Origin of the sequence: Streptomyces sp. NPDC057616, from assembly GCF_042800575.1 — a bacterium.
In the GTDB taxonomy this organism is placed as follows: Bacteria; Actinomycetota; Actinomycetes; order Streptomycetales; family Streptomycetaceae; genus Streptomyces.
On the sequence record NZ_JBHVGU010000017.1, the window covers coordinates 100,539 to 119,144 of the forward strand.

Sequence of the window (18,606 nt, forward strand, 5' to 3'; positions counted from 1 at the left end):
GTCCGCAATTCGCTCATAACGCAACGTAAGACGCAATTCAGGACTGGCGGCAATGACGTGTCGTGGGCCGTATCCCCGCACCGGTAGCCTTGACCGCGTGATTGACCTTCGCCTGCTCCGTGAGGACCCCGACCGTGTGCGCGCGTCCCAGCGCGCCCGTGGAGAGGACGTCGCGCTCGTCGACGCTCTCCTGTCTGCCGACGAGCGGCGCAGGTCGTCCGGCGTCCGCTTCGACGAGCTGCGCGCCGAGCAGAAGCAGCTCGGCAAGCTCATCCCCAAGGCCACCGGTGACGAGAAGGCCGAGCTGCTGAAGAAGACCGGCCAGCTCGCCGCCGACGTCAAGGCGGCCGACGCCGAGCGCGACGCGGCCGACGCCGAGACACAGGAGCTCCTGCTCCGGCTCGGCAACCTCGTCCACCCGGACGTGCCGGTCGGCGGCGAGGAGGACTTCGTCACCCTCGAGACGCACGGCACGATCCGCGACTTCGGCGCCGAGGGCTTCGACCCCAAGGACCACCTGGAGCTCGGCACGCTCCTCGGCGCGATCGACGTCGAGCGCGGCGCGAAGGTCTCCGGCTCCCGCTTCTACTTCCTCACCGGCGTCGGCGCCCTCCTGGAACTCGCCCTCGTCAACGCGGCGATGGCCCAGGCGACGGCGGCCGGCTTCACGCCGATGCTGACGCCCGCCCTGGTCCGGCCCCAGTCCATGGCGGGCACGGGCTTCCTCGGCCAGGCGGCCCAGGACGTCTACCACCTCGACAAGGACGACCTCTACCTCGTCGGCACCTCCGAGGTCCCCCTCGCCGCGTACCACATGGACGAGATCCTGGACGCCGACAAGCTGCCGCTGCGCTACGCCGGCTTCTCGCCCTGCTTCCGCCGCGAGGCCGGCTCGCACGGCAAGGACACCCGGGGCATCTTCCGCGTCCACCAGTTCGACAAGGTGGAGATGTTCTCCTACGTCGCCCCCGACGACTCGGAGGCGGAGCACCGGCGTCTGCTGGACTGGGAGAAGCAGTGGCTGACGTCGCTGGAGCTGCCCTTCCGCGTGATCGACGTCGCCTCGGCCGACCTCGGCGCCTCCGCGGCCCGCAAGTTCGACTGCGAGGCGTGGATCCCGACGCAGGGCAAGTACCGCGAGCTGACCTCAACCTCGGACTGCACCGAGTTCCAGTCCCGCCGCCTGTCGATCCGCGTCCGTGACGGCAAGCAGGTCAAGCCGCTCGCGACGCTCAACGGCACGCTGTGCGCCGTACCGCGCACGATCGTGGCGATCCTCGAGAACCACCAGCAGGCCGACGGTTCGGTGTACGTGCCCAAGGTGCTGCGTCCGTTCCTCGGCGGCCGGGAGGTCCTGGAGCCGGTCGCGAAGTGAGCGAGGTGTCTCCCGCGGGGGGTTTCCCGTACCGGCTGATCGCGACCGACCTCGACGGAACGCTCCTGCGCTCCGACGAGTCGGTCTCCCCGCGCACCCGTGAAGCGCTCGCCGCGGCCACCGCGGCGGGCGCCGCGCACATCGTCGTCACCGGCCGCGCCGTCCCCTGGACCCGGCACATCCTCGACGACCTCGGCTACCAGGGCCTCGCGGTCTGCGGCCAGGGCGCCCAGGTCTACGACGCCGGGGCGCACCGCCTGCTGACCTCCGTGACCCTGGACCGGCAGCTCGCGGGCGTGGCGCTGGCCAAGATCGAGGCGGAGGTCGGCCCGCTGCACCTGGCGGCCAGCCGTGACGGGCTGTCGGGCGAGGTGCTGGTCGGCCCGGGCTACGCGGTCACCGGCGCGCTGCCGGCCACGCCCTTCACGGACGCGTCCGACCTCTGGGCGGCCCCGCTGAACAAGATCTACATACAGCACCCGGACCTGACCGACGACGAGCTCGCGGCCGCCGCCCGGCAGGCGGCGGGGGGCTTCGTCACGGTCGCGATGGCGGGCGAGGGCATCGTCGAACTGCTGCCGCTGGGCCTGTCGAAGGCGACGGGTCTGTCCCTGGCGGCGCGCCGGCTCGGCGTGAAGGCCGCGGACACGATCGCCTTCGGCGACATGCCGAACGACATCCCCATGTTCGCCTGGGTGTCGCACGGCGTGGCCATGGCCAACGCCCATGAGCAGCTCAAGGCGGTGGCGGACGAGACGACGTCCTCCAACGAGGAGGACGGCATCGCGGTGGTGCTGGAGCGCTTGCTGCCGTAGCGGCCGGGAGTCATGCCGCTGGGGCGGCTCCGGCGCAAGAGCCGGTCGGCCACCCCAGCGGACGGTGCCCCCGGATACCGGGGGCGACGTGGGAAGGCGGCCCACGCGAGCGCAGCGCGCCGCGTGCTCGAAGCGGCCGCCCCGGGCAGCTCCGGTGTGCGGAGCGGGCTCGACGGTGGGGTAACTACACCGGAGACCGCCGCGGGCTGCCCTGTCGGGAGCTGGACGTACTGTCGTGCATGGACATCGCCCGGCTCCTCTCCCCGTGTGCGGCGCCGGACTCACCGTCCGGCGGCGTGGACACAACCACTGTGCCTGTCGGGCAAGTTGGGCGCCACCGAATAAATCGGCCCCGCGACGGTCAGTGCCGGCGCCACCTGCGCCGGCGCGCCTTGCTGAAGAACCAGCCGGCGGGCGGCTCGTCGGAACGCCAGGGCTGCGGCTCGGGCTCCTCCTCGCGCCAGCGGGCGGCGAGCATACGGGCCCGGGCAGACGGCTCGGTGGTCCCTGCGGACCGTACGAAGTCCTCGTCGAGGACCAGGTCGTCGAAGTCGTCTGCCATCCCCGCTGCCTCCTGTGCGTCCTTCCAGCCGTACAGCCCTGTATGTCCACTCTGCCCGGACAGGGGTGAAGTCCCTGTCAAGAGCCGGGACCTGTCACTCCTCGCCGGCGAGCGTCAGCGACCGCAGCTTCTGGCCCGCGTACCAGGTGGCCAGGACGGTCACCGCGATCAGCAGCACCGTCGCCGTCGTGAGCCCGACGTCCGACGTCACCAGGTCCCCGCCGGCCACCTTGTGGGCGACGGCGAGCGACCACTGCTGGACGCTCAGCGTGCGCGCACCGGGCACCAGGGAGCCGAACAGGGCCTCCCAGACCAGCGCGTAGACGAGGCCGAAGACCACCGCGTGCCGGGAGACCGTGCCGAGCAGCAGGAAGAGCGCCGCGTAGGCGATGGACGAGACGAGGGCGGCGACCGTGTAGGCGACCGCGATCTGCTGGCCGTTGCCGTTCAGGATGAAGCCCGCGACGAGCGTGGGCAGCGCCGAGAACACCATCGTCACCGCGATCGCCACGATCAGCTTGGTGAAGATGATCGTCGGCCGCTTCAGCGGCTTGGACAGCAGGTACACCACCGAGCCGTCGTCGATCTCCGGGCCGATCGCGCCCGTACCGGCGATGACGCCGATGATCGGCACCATGGTGGCGAGCGCGAGCCCGCCCAGCAGGTCGGAGGCCGTCTGGTCGTCGGCGCCGGCCAGGGCGCGGACGACGACGGAGATCGCGATCAGCAGCAGGGGCAGCGCCCCGAGGATGAGGGCCCGGCGACGGCCGAGCAGGGCCCGGTAGGTGAGTCGGGCGACTGTGGGGTCGTACATCTTCGGCCTCCTACGCCGCGACCAGGTACGAGAAGACGGACTCGAGGGACTCGTCGGACGGCGAGACCGTGAGCAGCCGGATGCCGTGGTCCCTGGCCACCCGCGGCAGCAGCGCCGTGAAGCGGCCGAAGTCGACGGCCTGGACACGCAACGCGCCCTCGGCGAGGTCGACTTCGATGCCGGACGTCGACGGGTCGGCGATCAGCGCGGCCGCGAGGGCGCGGTCGTCGCTGGAACGCACCAGGTAGCGGTGCGGCCGGTCGGTCATCAGGCGGCGGATCTTGCGGAAGTCGCCGCTGGCCGCGTGCCTCCCCGCGACCACGACCTCGATGTGCCAGGCGAGTTGCTCGACCTCTTCGAGGATGTGGGACGAGAACAGCACCGTGCGGCCCTCGTCGCCCATGCGGCGCAGCAGGTCCATCAGCTGCATGCGCTGGCGCGGGTCCATGCCGTTGAAGGGCTCGTCGAGCAGCAGCAGCGAGGGGTCGTGCACCAGGGCGGACGCCATCTTCACGCGCTGGCGCATGCCCTTGGAGTACGTGGAGATCTTGCGGTCCTGCGCGTACTCCATCTCGACCGTCGCCAGGGCCTTCTGGGCTGCCTTGGCGCCCAGGCCGTGCAACTCGGCGTTGGCGACGACGAATTCGCGTCCGGTGAGGAAGTCGTACATCGCCTCACGTTCGGGGACGATGCCGATGTGCCGGTAGATGTCCTCGTTGCGCCACACCTGCTGCCCGTCGAGGGTGACGGTGCCGGTGGAGGGGGCCAGGAAGCCGCCCATCATGTTGATGAGGGTGGACTTTCCGGCGCCGTTGGGGCCGAGCAGGCCGGTGACGCCGGGGCCGATGGTCATGGTGATGTCGTTGACGGCGACCACGTTGCCGAACCAGCGGGAGACGTGGTCGATGCTGAGCGTGGTCACAGTCCGACCTTTCGGTAGCGGCGCAGCAGGAGGCCGTAGCAGGCGGCGATCAGGCCGAGGACGACGAGGACGTAGACGACACCCTGGCCGTTGCTCGGGCCGACCTCCCCGGGGAAGGCCGAACTCGCGCCGAGGAACGCGGACTGCACGCCGTCGATGAGCGTGACCGGTGAGAACAGGCCGATCCAGGGGATGGCACCCGTGCTGTTCTGCGCGTCCGCGATCGCCTGGAGCGTGGAGACCGCGCCGTAGGAGATGGTCATGACGGCGATGACGGCCGCGATGCCGAAGCCGCGGCGCGGGGTCACCGAGGCGATGACCAGGCCGATGCCGGCGAAGAGGAGCGAGAGCAGTGCCACGGAGACGAGTCCCTGTGCGAATCCCTTGGTCTGGTCGGCGAAGTCGAGCTTGGCCAGCAGCGCGCCCACGTAGAGCACGATCAGGGGTGCCGCGGTCAGGACGAACATCGCGGACGCCAGCGCCGCGTACTTCGCGCGCACGTAGTCGGCGGTCTCGATCGGCCGTGAGAAGTACAGGGGCACGGTCTTGAAGCGCAGGTCACGCGAGACGGACTGCGGTGCCTGCGAGGCGACGTACAGGCTGATGACGGCCTGCATGATGATCGCGTAGCGCGTGTAGTCGACCGGCAGGTCCTTGGCCTTCGTGGCGACCGCGACGGCCACCATGATGGCGGCGGGCACGCACATCACCACGAACAGCAGCATCGGCAGGACCTTGGACTTGATGGAGCGTCCGAGGCCGTAGGCGCCGCGCAGGGACTGCGAGTAGAGCGAGCGGGTGGCGTAGGCGCGGCCGAGGCGGGGGCCGTCGTAGTTGCGGTAGCCGATGTTGTGGATCCGGGTCTGGTCGCCCGGGGTCGCCGGCATGGGGTGCTCAACTGCCATGGACGGCCGCCTCCTTCGTCACGTCCCGGTCCTCGGCGTCCGTGTGGAAGACCTCCGAGATGTGGTGCCTGCGCTGCTCCATGCGCACCAGGCCCAGGCCGAGGTCGGCGACCACGTCGCGCACGAGGTCGTAGGTCTCCTCGCCCTGCGCGGTGAGCAGCAGGATGTGCCCCGCGCCCGGCAGGCCGTTGCTGCCGTCGAGGACCTCCACCCCGCGCGCGTGCAGCACCTCGCGCACCGCGCGCGTGCCGTCCGGGTGGTCGTCGGTGTCGGTGACCTCGATCGCCAGCGTCGTCGTGGTCTGGGTGAAGTCCGTGGTGGAGCTGGACCGCAGCAGCTTGCCGCCGTCGATGATCACCACGTGGTCGCAGGTGCGCTCCAGCTCGCCCAGCAGGTGCGAGGTGACCAGGACCGAGATGCCGAAGTCCGTGTGGATGCGGCGGATGAGGCCGAGCATCTCGTCGCGGCCGACCGGGTCGAGGCCGTTGGTCGGCTCGTCCAGGAAGACCAGCTGCGGGTCGTGCACCAGGGCCTGGGCGAGCTTGACGCGCTGCTTCATACCCGTCGAGTAGCCGCCGATGGGGCGGTAGCGCTCCTCGTACAGACCGACGTGGCGCAGCGTGTCCGCGGTGCGCTCGCGCGCGGCCGTGGGCGGCAGCCCGGACATGCGCGCCATGTGGACGACGAACTCGGTCGCCGAGACGTCCGGCGGCAGGCAGTCGTGCTCCGGCATGTAGCCGACCCGCTCACGGATGGCGGCGCCCTTGGTCGCGACGTCGAGCCCGAGCACTTCGGCGCGGCCCTCGGAGGCGGGGGACAGACCCAGGAGGATCTTGATCAACGTGGACTTGCCGGCTCCGTTGGCTCCGACGAGCCCGGTCACACCGGGCCCGACGTCGACGGAGAGCCGGTCAAGCGCGGTCACCCGGGGGAACCGCTTGCTCAGGCTTTCGGTCGCGATCACAGTCACGTCCTCGACGATAGTGACGCGCACCACGCCGGTCGTCAGACCGCAGAGCTGTCTTGGCCTCAGACTCCAGATGTACGGGTCCGTAGGGGTGCCCCCTACCTGAGAGTTACGGAGCGTGGCCCACCGCCCCGGCCGTGCCGTTGTCCACAGCCCCGGCACCCGCTATTGACGCGACCTCTAACAACTGTCACATTCATCGGTGTCAAGTTACGGACACGTACCGCAGTCGGCACGGGCGAGGTTGGGGCGGTGGCATGACGACGGCAGTGGCAGGTGAACTCTCCGCGCGGCTGGCGGGGTTCAGGCGGGTGCAGCGCCTCGCCTACGAGTGCGCGGAGGCGGTCGCCGCGCAGCTCCAGCCCGGTGTGACCGAGCGCGCGGCGGCCCGCATGCAGCGCGAGTGGCTGCGCGAGCGCGGCGTGCGGGACTGGTTCCATCTGCCCTTCGCCTGGTTCGGCGACCGCACGGCCTTCGTGAACTTCCGCATCCCGCTCCAGTTCTTCCCCACCGACCGGCGGCTGGAGCCGGGGATGCCGTTCATCCTCGACATGGCCCCGGTCTACGACGGCTTCACCGCCGACATCGGCTACTCGGGCTCGCTCGGGATCAACCCCGTGCAGGACCGGCTCATGGCCGACCTGGAGGCGCACCGCGAGCTGATCCTGCGCGAGGTGCGCGAGCGGCGGCCGCTGCGCACCATCTACGAGGACGTCGACCGCCTCATGGTCCGCCAGGGCTACGCCAACCGGCACCGCGCGTACCCCTTCGGCGTGATCGCGCACAAGGTGGACCAGGTGAAGGAGCGCCGCTGGTCGCCGCACCTGTTCGGGTTCGGCACGCAGTCCCTGAAAGGGCTCGCCTCCGACGCGCTGCACGGCCACCGCGACGGCTGGTCCCCACTGTGGTCGCCGTACCGCTTCTCCGACCACCCGCCGCAGCCGGGCCTGTGGGCGGTCGAACCCCACCTCGGATTCCGGGGCACGGGCGCGAAGTTCGAGGAGATCCTGGTCGTCACCGACTCCCGGGACCCCGAGCAGAGCGCCTTCTGGCTGGACGACGATCTGCCGCACGTGCGGCGCTGGGCGGAGGACAAGTGACGTTGCTGAAGGGCGCACGCGAGCGCCGGATCCGGACCGGCGGCGTCGAGCTGCAGGTGGCCGAACTGGGAGACGCCGCACAGCCGACGGTGGTCCTCGTCCACGGCTACCCGGACAGCAAGGAGGTGTGGTCCGAGGTCGCCGCCCGGCTCGCCGAGCGCTTCCATGTCGTGCTCTACGACGTCCGGGGCCACGGCCGCTCCACGGCGCCGAAGCCGCTGCGCGGCGGCTTCACCCTGGAGAAGCTGACCGACGACTTCCTGGCCGTGGCCGACGCGGTCAGCCCCGGCCGGCCGGTGCACCTGGTCGGGCACGACTGGGGCTCGGTGCAGTCCTGGGAGTTCGTCACCGTCCGGCGCACCGAGGGACGCATCGCCTCCTTCACCTCCATGTCCGGACCGTCCCTCGACCACTTCGGGCACTGGATCGATCAGCGGCTGAAGCGGCCCACCCCGGGCCGGGTCGGCCAGCTCCTCGGCCAGGGCGCCAAGTCCTGGTACGTGTACCTGCTGCACACGCCCGTGCTGCCCGAACTGGCCTGGCGCGGCCCCCTCGGCAAGCGCTGGCCCGGCATCCTGCGGCGCGTGGAGAAGCTCCCCGCGGGCGACTACCCGACCGCCTCGCTGCCCTCGGACGCGGCCCACGGCGCCTGGCTGTACCGCGACAACGTCCGCCCCCGGCTGCGCAGGCCCCGCCAGGACGCGTACGCGCACGCGCCCGTGCAGCTCATCACGCCCCTCGGGGACGCGTTCCTGTCGGAGCGGCTCTACGACGACCTGGAGCACTGGGTTCCGCAGCTGACCCGCCGCACCCTGCCCGCCAAGCACTGGGTCCCGCGCACCCGCCCCGACCAGCTGTCGTCCTGGATCACCGAGTTCGTCACCTCCGTCGAGGGCGGCCGGCCCGAGGCGGTGCGGCCCACCGGCAAGCACGCCGAGCGCTTCGGCGGGCAGCTCGTCCTGGTCACCGGCGCGGGCAGCGGCATCGGCCGGGCCACGGCGTTCGCCTTCGCCGAGGCGGGTGCGCGCGTGGTGGCCGTCGACCGGGACGCCGAGGCGGCCGCCCGCACCGCCGAACTCTCCCGCCTGGTCGGCGCCCCCGAGGCCTGGGCGGAGACCGTCGACGTCTCCGACGAGCAGGCCATGGAGAAACTCGCCGCCAAGGTCGCCGCCGAGTACGGCGTGGTGGACGTCCTGGTGAACAACGCCGGTATCGGACTGGGCGGTTCCTTCTTCGACACCACCCCCGAGGACTGGAAGAAGGTCCTCGACGTCAACCTGTGGGGCGTGATCCACGGCTGCCGGCTGTTCGGGAAGCAGATGGCCGAGCGCGGACAGGGCGGCCACATCGTCAACACCGCCTCGGCGGCGGCCTATCAGCCCTCCAGGGCGCTGCCCGCCTACAGCACCTCCAAGGCGGCCGTGCTGATGCTCAGCGAGTGCCTGCGCGCGGAACTGGCGGGCCAGGGGATAGGCGTGAGCGCGATCTGCCCCGGCTTCGTCAACACCAACATCACCTCCACCGCGCGCTTCGCGGGCGTGGACGCCGAGGAGGAGAAGCGGCGCCAGAAGAGGACGGCGCGCCTGTACGGCCTCAGGAACTATCCGCCGGAGAAGGTCGCCGACGCCATCCTGCGCGCGGTCGTGCGCAACGAGGCCGTCGTGCCGGTCACCCCGGAGGCCCGGGGCGCCCACCTCATGTCCCGCTTCACCCCGCGCGCGCTGCGGGCGATCGCGCGGATGGAACCGCCGCTGTGAGCAAGGCGGCCCGGTCGTCCGCGACCGGGCCGGCCGACACGAGGCACCATCTGCGGAGGGAGGCGGCGAGCATGGGGACGCCGTACCGGATCGAGGACCTGGCACACGTCAGCGGCGCCTCGGTGCGCACCATCCGCGCCTACCAGGACCGCGGCCTGCTCCCCCGTCCCGAGCGCAGCGGCCGTGCCAACCTCTATTCGGACGCGCACCTGGCCCGGCTGCGCCAGATCGCCGAACTCCTGGACCGCGGCTACACCCTGGCCTCCATCAAGGAGCTCCTGGAGGCCTGGGACGCGGGCCGCGGCCTGGGCGGGGTGCTCGGCCTGGTCGCCGAGATCGACCGGCCGTGGACCGACGAGGAGGCGGTACGGATCTCCCGTGCCGACCTGGACGAGCGCTTCGGCGGCTCCCCCGACGACGCGGCCGTCACCGAGGCCGTCGAACTCGGCGTGCTGGAACCGGTCCCGGGCGACGCCGGCTCCTTCCTGGTGCCGAGCCCCCAAGAGCTCGCCGTGGCCGTGGAGTTGCACGCGGCGGGCGTACCGCTGTCGGCGATCTCCGCCCATCTGCGGGAGTTGAGGGTCCAGGTCGAACATATCGCCGCCCGTTTCCTGGAGTTCACCACCGAGCACGTCTTCGCCCGCTACCTCGACGGACCGCACCGTCCGACCGACGCGGACGCGGCGGAAGCGGCCTCGCTGGTGCGCCGCCTGCGGCCCCTCGCGCAGCAGACGGTGGACGCGGAACTGGCGCGCGCGATGAGGGCGTTGGCGGTCCGGCAGCTGCGACGGCAGCTGGGGGAGGACGGTCCGGAGACGACCCGCCGGACGTCACGCTCCGTGTCGTTGCCGGAGGAGACGATGCGGGCCGTGGAGGCGCTCGTTGGGGAGCGGAGCGCGGCGGAGTTCGTGGCGCTGGCGGCCGAACGGGAGGTGCGGGCACGGGCGTTGGACGCGCTCACGTCAAGGGGTGGGCCCCCAGACGATCTTGACGAACGGCGCTGACGTGTCAGGGAGTTGTCCACAGATCCGTCAACTAGCCTGTGGATAACTACAGTTGGTTGTGGATCAAACCTGCGCGGCAAAAATAATCTGCGTGATCCGCGTCTCTCCCGTCATGCTGAGCGAATGGACGAAAGACGCACCGTGAAGGTGTCGAAGTACCTCTCGAAACACCTGCGCCACCAGCCCGAGCGGATCGGGCTGACGCTCGACGAGGCCGGCTGGGTCGAGATCGACGTGCTGATGGCGGCCGCCGCCGCCCACGGCTTCCGATTCACCCGGGAAGAGCTGGACCAGGTCGTCGCCGAGAACGACAAGAAGCGCTTCGCGGTCGACGGCACCAGGATCCGCGCCAGCCAGGGCCACAGCGTCGAGGTCGACCTCGGACTGCCCCCGGCGACCCCGCCCGCGTACCTCTACCACGGCACCGTGGCCCGCTGCCTGGACGCGATCCGCGCCGAGGGACTGCGCCCCATGAACCGCCACGACGTGCACCTCTCGCCCGACCGCGAGACCGCCACCCGGGTCGGCGCCCGGCGCGGCCGGCCGGTGGTCCTCTCGGTCGACGCCGGCGCGATGCACCGCGACGGACACGTCTTCCACGTCAGCGCGAACGGCGTATGGCTGACGCGGGCCGTACCACCGCGCTACCTGCGCTTTCCCGAGGCGCACTGACGCCCACCGGGCCCTGCGGCCCCGGCATGGTCGAGGGCATGGACCACCTCCCCACCACCGAGGCCGCCGTCACCGTCCTGCGCGCCCTCGCCGACGAGTACGCGCGCCTTCCAGGTCGAGCACGACATCGGCGCCGACCGGACCTCCCGCCGCAGCGCCGCGGGCGTCGGCGTCACCGCCGACCCGGACGGCCCTCCCGCACGAGGCCCACGTCGCGTTCGGCGGCCTGCCCCGGGTGAGCGTCCGACTCCACCCCGACGACGACGCGCTGATCACCGTCGAGGGCGTCGAGTGCCCCGACGTCGGCCGGGACGACGTCCCCGCCTTCGTCCGCTCCCTCTTCGACGACCGCGCCTTCGTCAGGTCACGCCGCTTCCCGCCCGGCCGCTTCCTGATCGTGCCGCTGCCCCACGACCGCACCCACCGGGAGTACCTGCCGGCGCCCGGCCTCACTCCGTGGCTGAGCGCACGCGCACGGTGACCGTTTCGTCCCTTACCGGTACAGGCCCGTAGGCTCGCACGCATGAGTCTGCGTCTGAGCACCGTGATCCTCCCCTACCGCCGCTGGCACGAAGGCGGCCGTTCGGCATGGCAGCGGGCCGAGCAGCTCGGGTTCCACACCGCCTACACCTACGACCACCTGTCCTGGCGCGTGCCCTTCCGCGACGGGCCCTGGTTCGGCGCCGTGCCGACCCTGACCGCCGCCGCGGCCGCCACCGACCGGCTGCGCCTGGGCACCCTGGTGACCTCGCCGAACTTCCGGCACCCGGTGACCCTCGCCAAGGAACTGATCTCCCTCGACGACATCTCCGGCGGCCGTGTCACCCTCGGCATCGGCGCGGGCGGCACCGGCTTCGACGCCACCGCGCTCGGCCAGGAGCCCTGGACCCCGCGCGAGCGCGCCGACCGGTTCGCCGAGTTCGTGCCGCTGCTCGACCGGCTGCTCACCGAGGACACCGTCTCGTACGAGGGCGACTTCTACTCGGCGCACGGGGCGCAGAACATCCCGGGCTGTGTACAGCGGCCCCGGCTGCCCTTCGCGGTGGCCACCACCGGGCCGCGCGGACTGCGGCTCGCGGCCCGCCACGGACAGGCGTGGGTGACCACCGGCGACCCGAGGCTGTACGAGAACGGCACTTCTGAACAGTCGATTCAAGCCATTCGCGGACAGGTCGCGAAGCTGGCCGACGCCTGCGCCGAGACCGGCCGGAACGTGGCCGAAATGGACAAGGTCCTGCTCACCGGGTTCACCCCGGACCGCGCCCGCCCGCTGGAGTCGCTCGACGCGTTCGTGGACTTCGCGGGCCGCCACCACGAGCTGGGCTTCACCGAGATCGTGATCCACTGGCCCGTCCCCGACACCTATTTCGCCGCCGAGCAGAAGGTCTTCGAGCAGATCGCCATGGACGCCTTGGCGCAGCTCGGCTGAGCCGACGGAGGGTGACGGTGCTGGAGAGGACGGTAACCACTCAGATGTGCGCAGTCCCGCACGGTCGTGCAGGCATATGCGGGAGAATGACCCGGTGACCTCAGCGACTCGACAGCCCGAGACCCCGGCCCCGGCCGTCCCGCCGCGGCTCATAGCCACCGATCTCGACGGCACCCTCCTGCGGGACGACAAGTCGGTCTCCCCGCGCACGGTCGCCGCCCTCGCGGCCGCCGAGCAGGCGGGCATCGAGGTCTTCTTCGTCACCGGCCGCCCGGCCCGCTGGATGGACGTCGTCAGCGACCACGTCCACGGCCACGGCCTCGCGATCTGCGGCAACGGCGCGGCCGTGGTCGACCTGCACGGCGGCCCCGGCGCCCACCGGTTCGTGAAGGTGCGCGAGCTGGCCCGGGACAACGCGCTGGACGCCGTACGGCTGCTGCGCGACGCGGCCCCCGGCACCATGTACGCGGTGGAGCAGACCTACGGCTTCCACCAGGAGCCGGACTACCCGAAGATGCACATGGAGATCCCGGACCACCTCGCACCGGCGGAGGAACTGCTGGGCCCGGACGGTCCCGGAGGCGCCGAGCCGGTGCTCAAGATCCTCGCGTTCCATCCGTCCCTCGACCCGGACGCCTTCCTCGCGACGGCCCGGCTCGCCATCGGCGACAAGGCCAACGTCACCCGCTCCAGCCCCAGCGCCCTGCTGGAGATCAGCGGCCCCGGCGTCTCCAAGGCCAGCACGCTCGCGCTGTGCTGCGCCGAGCGCGGCATCTCGCACGAGGAGGTCGTCGCCTTCGGGGACATGCCCAACGACGTCGAGATGCTGACCTGGGCGGGCCGGTCGTTCGCGATGGGCAACGCGCACCCGGACGTCGTGGCCGCGGCCTCCGGCCGCACGGTCGCCAACAACGACGACGGCGTGGCGGTCGTGATCGAGCGGATGCTGGCCGGGCGGCCGTAACGCCGACGGGCCCACCAGGGCGCCTGCCGCGGACGGTTGCACGCGGACGGTTCGGCGGGGACGGTTCAGTACGGCGCCTGCCACACCACCGTCGTACCGCCGCCGTTCTCGCCGAGTCCCGGACCGTGGCTGCTGTCGCCGCCCAGGGACTCGGCACGCCTCTTGAGGTTGCTCAGGCCGCTGCGCCGGCCGCCCTCCGGGATGCCGACGCCGTCGTCCGCCACGGTCAGGCGCACGCCGGGGCGGCCGTCGGGCAGGGTCACGGTCGCGTCGACGACGACGTCGATCCGGGCCGCCCGCGCGTGCCGGAAGGCGTTGGAGAGCGCCTCGCGCAGGGCGGCGATGAGGTTCTTGCCGGTCAGCTCGCCGACCAGGGTGTCGACCGGGCCGGCGAAACGGTGCGAGGGCCGGAAACCGAGCGGCACGGCGGCCATGTTGATCTCCCGCAGCACCCGCGTGCGCAGCCCGGAGGGCACCTCGGCGGGCCCCTGCTGGAGGGCGAAGATCGCGCTGCGGATCTCCTGGATGGTGATGTCGAGTTCGTCGACGGCCTTGCCGACCCCGTCCCGCACCTCGGGCACGGCCGAGCCGCGCTGCGCGCTCTCCAGCAGCATCCCGGTGGCGAACAGCCGCTGGATCACCAGATCGTGCAGGTCGCGGGCGATGCGGTCGCGGTCCTCGAACACCGCGAGCCGCTCCCGGTCGCGCTGCGCCTCGGCCATCATCAGGGCGAGCGCGGCCTGCGCGGCGAACTGGACCGCGAGCGTGCGCTCCGCCTCGGTGAAGGCGTGCTCCCCGCGCGCACGGGGCATGACGAGACTCCCCAGCACCCGGCCGTCGCTGTGCAGGGGCAGCATCATGGCCGGCCCGAAGCGGCGGGCGAGCCCGGTGAGCATGCGCCGGTCGGTGGCCGCGTCGTCGGTGAACACGGCCCGTCCGGCGAGGAGTTCGACGACGACCTCGCTCTCCGGCGGGACGACGGTGCCGAGCAGCCCCGACGCCCGGTCGGCGGCGACGGCGGCGATCTCCAGGCCGCCCTCGTCGGCGGGCAGCAGCACGATCCCGGCCGCGGACCCGGACAGCCGGCGGGCCTGTTCGGCGACGACCTGGAGGGCGTCGTCGGCGTCGCCGCCGGCCAGCAGGGCGGTGGTGACGGCGACCGACCCGTCGATCCAGCGCTCCCGCTGCTGGGCCGCCTCGTACAGCCGGGCGTTGCCGACGGCGATGCCGGCCTCGGTGGCGAGCACCCGGACCATGTCGAGGTCCTCGTCGTCGAACGGGCCGTCGCCGTGTTTCTCCGTCAGATACAGGTTCCCGAAGACCTCGCCCTGCACCCGGATCGGCAGACCGAGGAAGCTGTGCATCGGCGGATGGTGCTCGGGGAAGCCCCAGGAACGCGGGTCCGCCGTCAGATCCGCGAGCCGGACCGGCTCCGGCTCGCGGATGAGCGCGCCGAGCAGTCCCCTGTGCCCGTCGGGCAGCCGCCCGATCCGGCGGGCGGTCGCCTCGTCGACGCCCTGCTGGACGAAGTCGGCGAGACCGTCCCCGTGCTCGTCGACGACGCCGATGGCCGCGTAGCGGGCGCCGGTCAGGGCCGCCGCGGTCTCGCAGATCCGCTCCAGGGTGGAGTGCAGTTCCAGCCCGCTGCCGACGGACCGCATGGCCTCCAGCAGCCGGGAGACGCGGGCGGCCGGGTCGGCCGGCGGGCCCGGGGCCGGCCGGCCGGGACCGGGGAGCGGAACGACGGACATGCCCCGAGCGTAATTAGTCCTGTTTGCCACAGAAAGTCGGGAGCGGCGGGCGCGATGCCCGCACGCCCTGCCTACGCCGCCGTGAGCAGCGACTCGGCCTCCGCCTCCCGCTGCGCCATCCGCCGCAACGGTCCTGGAACGGCGGCCAGTTCGGCATACGTTCCGCGCTGCACCACGCGCCCCTCGTCCAGGACGACGACCTCGTCGACCGCCTCCAGACCGGCCAGCCGGTGCGTGATCAGCAGCGTCGTACGGCCCTCGGTCGCGGCCAGCAGGTCGGCGGTGAGGGCGTCGGCCGTCGGCAGGTCGAGGTGTTCGGCGGGCTCGTCGAGGACGAGGACGGGGAAGTCCGCGAGCAGGGCGCGGGCCAGCGCCAGCCGCTGCCGCTGCCCGCCCGACAGCTTGGCCCCGTGCTCGCCGACCAGTGTGTCGAGACCGTCGGGAAGGCGGTCGGCCCACTCCAGCAGCCGGGCCCGCCCGAGCGCCTCGCGCAGCTCGTCCTCGGTGGCGTCCTTCCTCGCCAGCAGCAGGTTCTCGCGCACCGAGCTGTCGAAGAGATGCGCGTCCTGCGCGCACAGCCCGACCAGCCGCCGTACGGCGTCGCCGTCGAGCGCGTACGCGTCCACGCCGGCCAGCGTGTACGAACCGGCGCTCGGGTCCAGGAAGCGCAGCAGCACCTGCGCCAGCGTCGTCTTGCCGGAGCCGGACGCTCCGACCACGGCGATCCGGTGCCCCTGTCCGAGCGTCAGGTCGAGGCCGTCGAGCGCCTCGCGCCGCTGCCCCTCGTACCGGGCGGTCAGGCCCTTGAGGGCCACCGGGAAGGGGGAGGCGGGCGCCTGCCGGGGCCGCTCCGGCTCCCGTACGGGCTCGGGCGCGTCCAGGACCTCGTACACGCGCTCCGCGCTCCTGCGCACCCGCCCGCGGTACTGCACGGCGAGGGGAAGTCCCATGACGGCCTCGAAGGCGGCCAGCGGGGTGAGCACGACGACGGCCATCGTCACGCCGCCGAGCCGCCCGTCCGCGACCGCCTGGGCGCCCACGAGGGCGGCCGCGGCGACCGTCAGGCCGGAGAGCAGCGAGGTGAGCCCGTCGCCGAGCGCGGTCGCGGTGGCGGCGCGCGAGGAGATCCGGGTCAGCCTGCCGTCGGCCCGCCGCGCCGCGGCGGCACGGGCCGGCAGGGCGCCCGCGACCGTCAACTCGGCGGTGCCGGAGAGCAGATCGGTCACCCGCGTCGCGAGCTCCCCGCGGGCGGGTGCCAGCCTGCGGTCGGCGCGGCGGGCCACCGCGCCGGTGACCAGCGGGACGCCGACCCCGGCCGCCAGCAGCCCGACGGCGAGCACGAGACCGGCCACGGGCAGCAGCCACGCCGTGAAGGCCACGGCCGCGGCGGACACGATCGCCGCGGAGCCGGCCGGCAGCAGCCAGCGCAGCCAGTAGTCCTGCAGGGCGTCCACGTCGGCGACCAGACGCGAGAGCAGGTCGCCCCGGCGGGTGCGGCGCAGCCCGGCGGGGGCCAGCCGCTCCAGACGCCGGTAGACGGCGACCCTGGTGTCGGCGAGCATCCGCAGCACGGCGTCGTGCGACACCAGCCGCTCGGCGTACCGGAAGACGGCCCGCCCGATGCCGAAGGCGCGCGTCGCCGTGACGGCCACCATCAGGTACAGCACGGGCGGCTGCTGCGAGGCGCGCGAGATGAGCCACCCGGAGGTGGCCATGAGCCCGACGGCACTGCCCAGCGCGAGGCTGCCGAGCAGCAGGGCGAGCGCGAGCCGGCTGCGCCGGGGGCCGGACAGGGAGCGGACACGGGCCAGCACACCGCGTCCGCCCGCGGCGGAGGCGGCGGCTTCGGGCCCCTGCGGCACGGAAGTCTCGTACGTCTCCTGCGGGTTCGGGCGCGCCTCGGCCGGCCTGGGCTCCACGGGCGCGGGGGCAGCGGGAGCGTCCAGCCGCACCACGCGGTCCGCCGGTCCGAGCAGGGCCGGCCGGTGCACCACCAGCAGGACCGTGCGCCCCGCCGACAGCCGCCGTACCGCCGCCACGACCTCCGCCTCGGTGGCGCCGTCCAGCGCGGCCGTCGGCTCGTCGAGAAGGAGCACGGGCCGGTCGGCCAGGAACGCCCGGGCCAGCGCGAGCCGCTGGCGCTGACCGGCCGAGAGCCCGGCACCGTCCTCACCGAGCAGGGTGTCCGTGCCGTCGGGCAGCGCCCGGACGAACTCCAGGGCTCCGGCGTCCGCCAGCGCCCGCTCCACGGCCGCGTCGTCGGCGTCCGGACGGGCGAGCCGTACGTTCTCGGCGACCGTCCCGGCGAACAGGTGCGGCCGCTGCGGCACCCAGGCGATGCGCGAGCGCCACCGCTCCAGGTCGGCCTCGCCGAGATCGACTCCCCCGACCCGCACCCGCCCCTCGGCCGGCCGCACGAAGCCGAGCAGGACGTTCAGCAGCGTCGACTTGCCGATGCCGCTCGGCCCGACGAGGGCGACGGTCTCCCCGGGCTCGACCGTGAAGGACACCGCCGACACCGCATCCTCGGACCGCCCGGGATAGCGGACCGTCACGTCCTCGAAGGCGATGGCGCCGGCCGGCACGTCCACCGTGCCCGACGCCGGCACGGGCGTCTCCAGGACGGTGAAGATCTCCTCCGCCGCCGCGAGCCCCTCCGCCGCCGCGTGGTACTGCGCCCCGACCTGGCGCAGCGGCAGATACGCCTCCGGCGCGAGGACGAGGATGACCAGACCGACGTAGAGGTCCATCTCGCCGTGCACGAGCCGCATGCCGATGGTCACGGCGACCAGGGCGACGGACAGCGTGGACAGCAGCTCCAGCGCGAAGGACGAGATGAAGGCGATCCGCAGCGTACGCATCGTAGCCCGGCGGTACTCGCCGGTGATCCGGCGGATCGACTCGGCCTGCGCCTTGGCCCGCCCGAACACCTTCAGCGTCGGCAGTCCCGCGACGACGTCCAGGAAGTGCCCGGACAGGCGGGACAGCAGCCGCCACTGCCGGTCCATCCGGGACTGCGTGGCCCAGCCGATCAGGATCATGAAGACGGGGATCAGCGGCAGGGTGCCGAGGATGATCGCCGCCGACACCCAGTCCTCGGTGACGACCCGGGCCAGCACCGCGACCGGTACGACCACCGCGAGTCCCAGCTGCGGCAGATAGCGCGAGAAGTAGTCGTCGAGTGCGTCGACTCCGCGGGTGGCCAGCGCGACCAGGGAGCCGGTCCGCTGCCCGCCCAGCCACCCGGGCCCGAGCGTGGTCGCCCGCTCCAGCAGCCGGCCGCGCAGCTCCGACTTCACCGCCGCGCTCACCCGGTGCGCGGCGAGCTCGGTGAGCCAGGACACCAGCGCCCGGCCGCAGGCGACGGCGGCCAACAGCAGCAGGGGAGTGCCGAGTTCGGAGACCGTCATCCGCTGCTGGAAGGCACCCACCACCACCTCGGCGATGAGCATCGCCTGCGCGATGACCAGGCCCGCTCCGACAGCACCCAGACCGACGACCGCCACCATGAACAGGCGGGTGGCGCGGGCGTACCGGAGCAGACGCGGATCGATTGGTTTCACGTGAAA

The 18,606-nt window shown here is 72.5% G+C and carries 15 protein-coding genes and 1 pseudogene; 9 read left to right on the forward strand and 7 right to left on the reverse strand.

Translation table 11 applies throughout. The annotated features are described in order from the left end of the window. The first annotated feature begins 97 nt into the window (after positions 1 to 97). The gene (gene serS, locus ACFU97_RS22390) at positions 98 to 1,375 is read left to right on the forward strand and encodes a serine--tRNA ligase (RefSeq protein WP_384259156.1); all 1,278 of its coding nucleotides are present in this window, start codon (positions 98 to 100) and stop codon (positions 1,373 to 1,375) included. Further along, positions 1,372 to 2,190: an HAD family hydrolase gene (locus tag ACFU97_RS22395; RefSeq protein WP_384259158.1), complete on the forward strand. Its 819-nt coding sequence runs from the start codon at positions 1,372 to 1,374 to the stop codon at positions 2,188 to 2,190. Before serS ends, ACFU97_RS22395 begins: the two co-directional genes overlap by 4 nt. 361 nt (positions 2,191 to 2,551) lie before the next feature. Here ACFU97_RS22395 and ACFU97_RS22400 read toward each other — a convergent pair whose 3' ends face one another. The 5 genes from ACFU97_RS22400 to ACFU97_RS22420 form a co-directional block, all read right to left on the reverse strand. Beyond that, a complete protein-coding gene (locus ACFU97_RS22400) occupies positions 2,552 to 2,752 on the reverse strand; it encodes a hypothetical protein (RefSeq protein ID WP_384259160.1) in 201 nt (66 codons plus the stop codon). 94 nt (positions 2,753 to 2,846) lie between these two features. Continuing rightward, a complete protein-coding gene (locus ACFU97_RS22405; RefSeq protein WP_384259163.1) occupies positions 2,847 to 3,566 on the reverse strand; it encodes an ABC transporter permease subunit in 720 nt (239 codons plus the stop codon). A 10-nt stretch (positions 3,567 to 3,576) separates the two neighbouring features. Further along, entirely contained in the window at positions 3,577 to 4,488 is a 912-nt protein-coding gene (locus ACFU97_RS22410) for an ABC transporter ATP-binding protein (protein ID WP_384259165.1), read from the reverse strand. Further along, the gene (locus ACFU97_RS22415) at positions 4,485 to 5,393 is read right to left on the reverse strand and encodes an ABC transporter permease subunit (protein WP_384259168.1); all 909 of its coding nucleotides are present in this window, start codon (positions 5,391 to 5,393) and stop codon (positions 4,485 to 4,487) included. Before ACFU97_RS22415 ends, ACFU97_RS22410 begins: the two co-directional genes overlap by 4 nt. Then, positions 5,383 to 6,357 carry an ABC transporter ATP-binding protein gene (locus ACFU97_RS22420; protein ID WP_384259363.1) on the reverse strand — a complete coding sequence of 325 codons (975 nt, stop codon included), beginning with the start codon at positions 6,355 to 6,357 and terminating at the stop codon, positions 5,383 to 5,385. Before ACFU97_RS22420 ends, ACFU97_RS22415 begins: the two co-directional genes overlap by 11 nt. Before the next feature lie 260 nt (positions 6,358 to 6,617). Between ACFU97_RS22420 and ACFU97_RS22425 the strand changes: the two genes are divergently transcribed. The 7 genes and pseudogenes from ACFU97_RS22425 (at position 6,618) to ACFU97_RS22455 (ending at position 13,286) form a co-directional block, all read left to right on the forward strand. After that, the gene (locus ACFU97_RS22425; protein WP_384259170.1) at positions 6,618 to 7,460 is read left to right on the forward strand and encodes a M24 family metallopeptidase; all 843 of its coding nucleotides are present in this window, start codon (positions 6,618 to 6,620) and stop codon (positions 7,458 to 7,460) included. After that, on the forward strand, positions 7,457 to 9,217 hold the full coding sequence (locus ACFU97_RS22430) for an SDR family oxidoreductase (RefSeq protein ID WP_384259173.1): 1,761 nt from the start codon (positions 7,457 to 7,459) through the stop codon (positions 9,215 to 9,217). The genes ACFU97_RS22425 and ACFU97_RS22430 overlap by 4 nt, the downstream gene beginning before the upstream one ends. A gap of 71 nt (positions 9,218 to 9,288) precedes the next feature. Then, positions 9,289 to 10,221, forward strand: coding sequence for a MerR family transcriptional regulator (locus ACFU97_RS22435; protein WP_384259175.1), 933 nt, complete (start codon positions 9,289 to 9,291; stop codon positions 10,219 to 10,221). A 123-nt stretch (positions 10,222 to 10,344) separates the two neighbouring features. Next, on the forward strand, positions 10,345 to 10,893 hold the full coding sequence (locus ACFU97_RS22440; RefSeq protein WP_384259177.1) for an RNA 2'-phosphotransferase: 549 nt from the start codon (positions 10,345 to 10,347) through the stop codon (positions 10,891 to 10,893). Between the two features lie 26 nt (positions 10,894 to 10,919). Beyond that, a pseudogene (locus ACFU97_RS22445) lies at positions 10,920 to 11,374 on the forward strand (hypothetical protein). A 42-nt stretch (positions 11,375 to 11,416) separates the two neighbouring features. After that, entirely contained in the window at positions 11,417 to 12,322 is a 906-nt protein-coding gene (locus tag ACFU97_RS22450; RefSeq protein WP_384259179.1) for an LLM class flavin-dependent oxidoreductase, read from the forward strand. Between the two features lie 94 nt (positions 12,323 to 12,416). After that, positions 12,417 to 13,286 (forward strand): Cof-type HAD-IIB family hydrolase, encoded by an 870-nt coding sequence (locus tag ACFU97_RS22455; protein WP_384259181.1) that lies wholly within the window; start codon positions 12,417 to 12,419, stop codon positions 13,284 to 13,286. 65 nt (positions 13,287 to 13,351) lie between these two features. Here ACFU97_RS22455 and ACFU97_RS22460 read toward each other — a convergent pair whose 3' ends face one another. Continuing rightward, a complete protein-coding gene (locus ACFU97_RS22460; protein WP_384259183.1) occupies positions 13,352 to 15,037 on the reverse strand; it encodes a GAF domain-containing sensor histidine kinase in 1,686 nt (561 codons plus the stop codon). A gap of 71 nt (positions 15,038 to 15,108) precedes the next feature. Continuing rightward, positions 15,109 to 18,600 carry a thiol reductant ABC exporter subunit CydD gene (gene cydD, locus ACFU97_RS22465; protein ID WP_384259185.1) on the reverse strand — a complete coding sequence of 1,164 codons (3,492 nt, stop codon included), beginning with the start codon at positions 18,598 to 18,600 and terminating at the stop codon, positions 15,109 to 15,111. Positions 18,601 to 18,606: the final 6 nt, after the last annotated feature.

What these genes read in the sequence shown, in the direction of transcription:
- ACFU97_RS22400 (WP_384259160.1), bottom strand. Translation starts at nt 2,752, where the DNA reads ATGGCAGACGACTTCGACGACCTGGTCCTCGACGAGGACTTCGTACGG.
- ACFU97_RS22405 (WP_384259163.1), bottom strand. Translation starts at nt 3,566, where the DNA reads ATGTACGACCCCACAGTCGCCCGACTCACCTACCGGGCCCTGCTCGGC.
- ACFU97_RS22415 (WP_384259168.1), bottom strand. Translation starts at nt 5,393, where the DNA reads ATGGCAGTTGAGCACCCCATGCCGGCGACCCCGGGCGACCAGACCCGG.
- ACFU97_RS22425 (WP_384259170.1), top strand. Translation starts at nt 6,618, where the DNA reads ATGACGACGGCAGTGGCAGGTGAACTCTCCGCGCGGCTGGCGGGGTTC.
- ACFU97_RS22435 (WP_384259175.1), top strand. Translation starts at nt 9,289, where the DNA reads ATGGGGACGCCGTACCGGATCGAGGACCTGGCACACGTCAGCGGCGCC.
- ACFU97_RS22440 (WP_384259177.1), top strand. Translation starts at nt 10,345, where the DNA reads ATGGACGAAAGACGCACCGTGAAGGTGTCGAAGTACCTCTCGAAACAC.
- ACFU97_RS22450 (WP_384259179.1), top strand. Translation starts at nt 11,417, where the DNA reads ATGAGTCTGCGTCTGAGCACCGTGATCCTCCCCTACCGCCGCTGGCAC.
- ACFU97_RS22460 (WP_384259183.1), bottom strand. Translation starts at nt 15,037, where the DNA reads ATGTCCGTCGTTCCGCTCCCCGGTCCCGGCCGGCCGGCCCCGGGCCCG.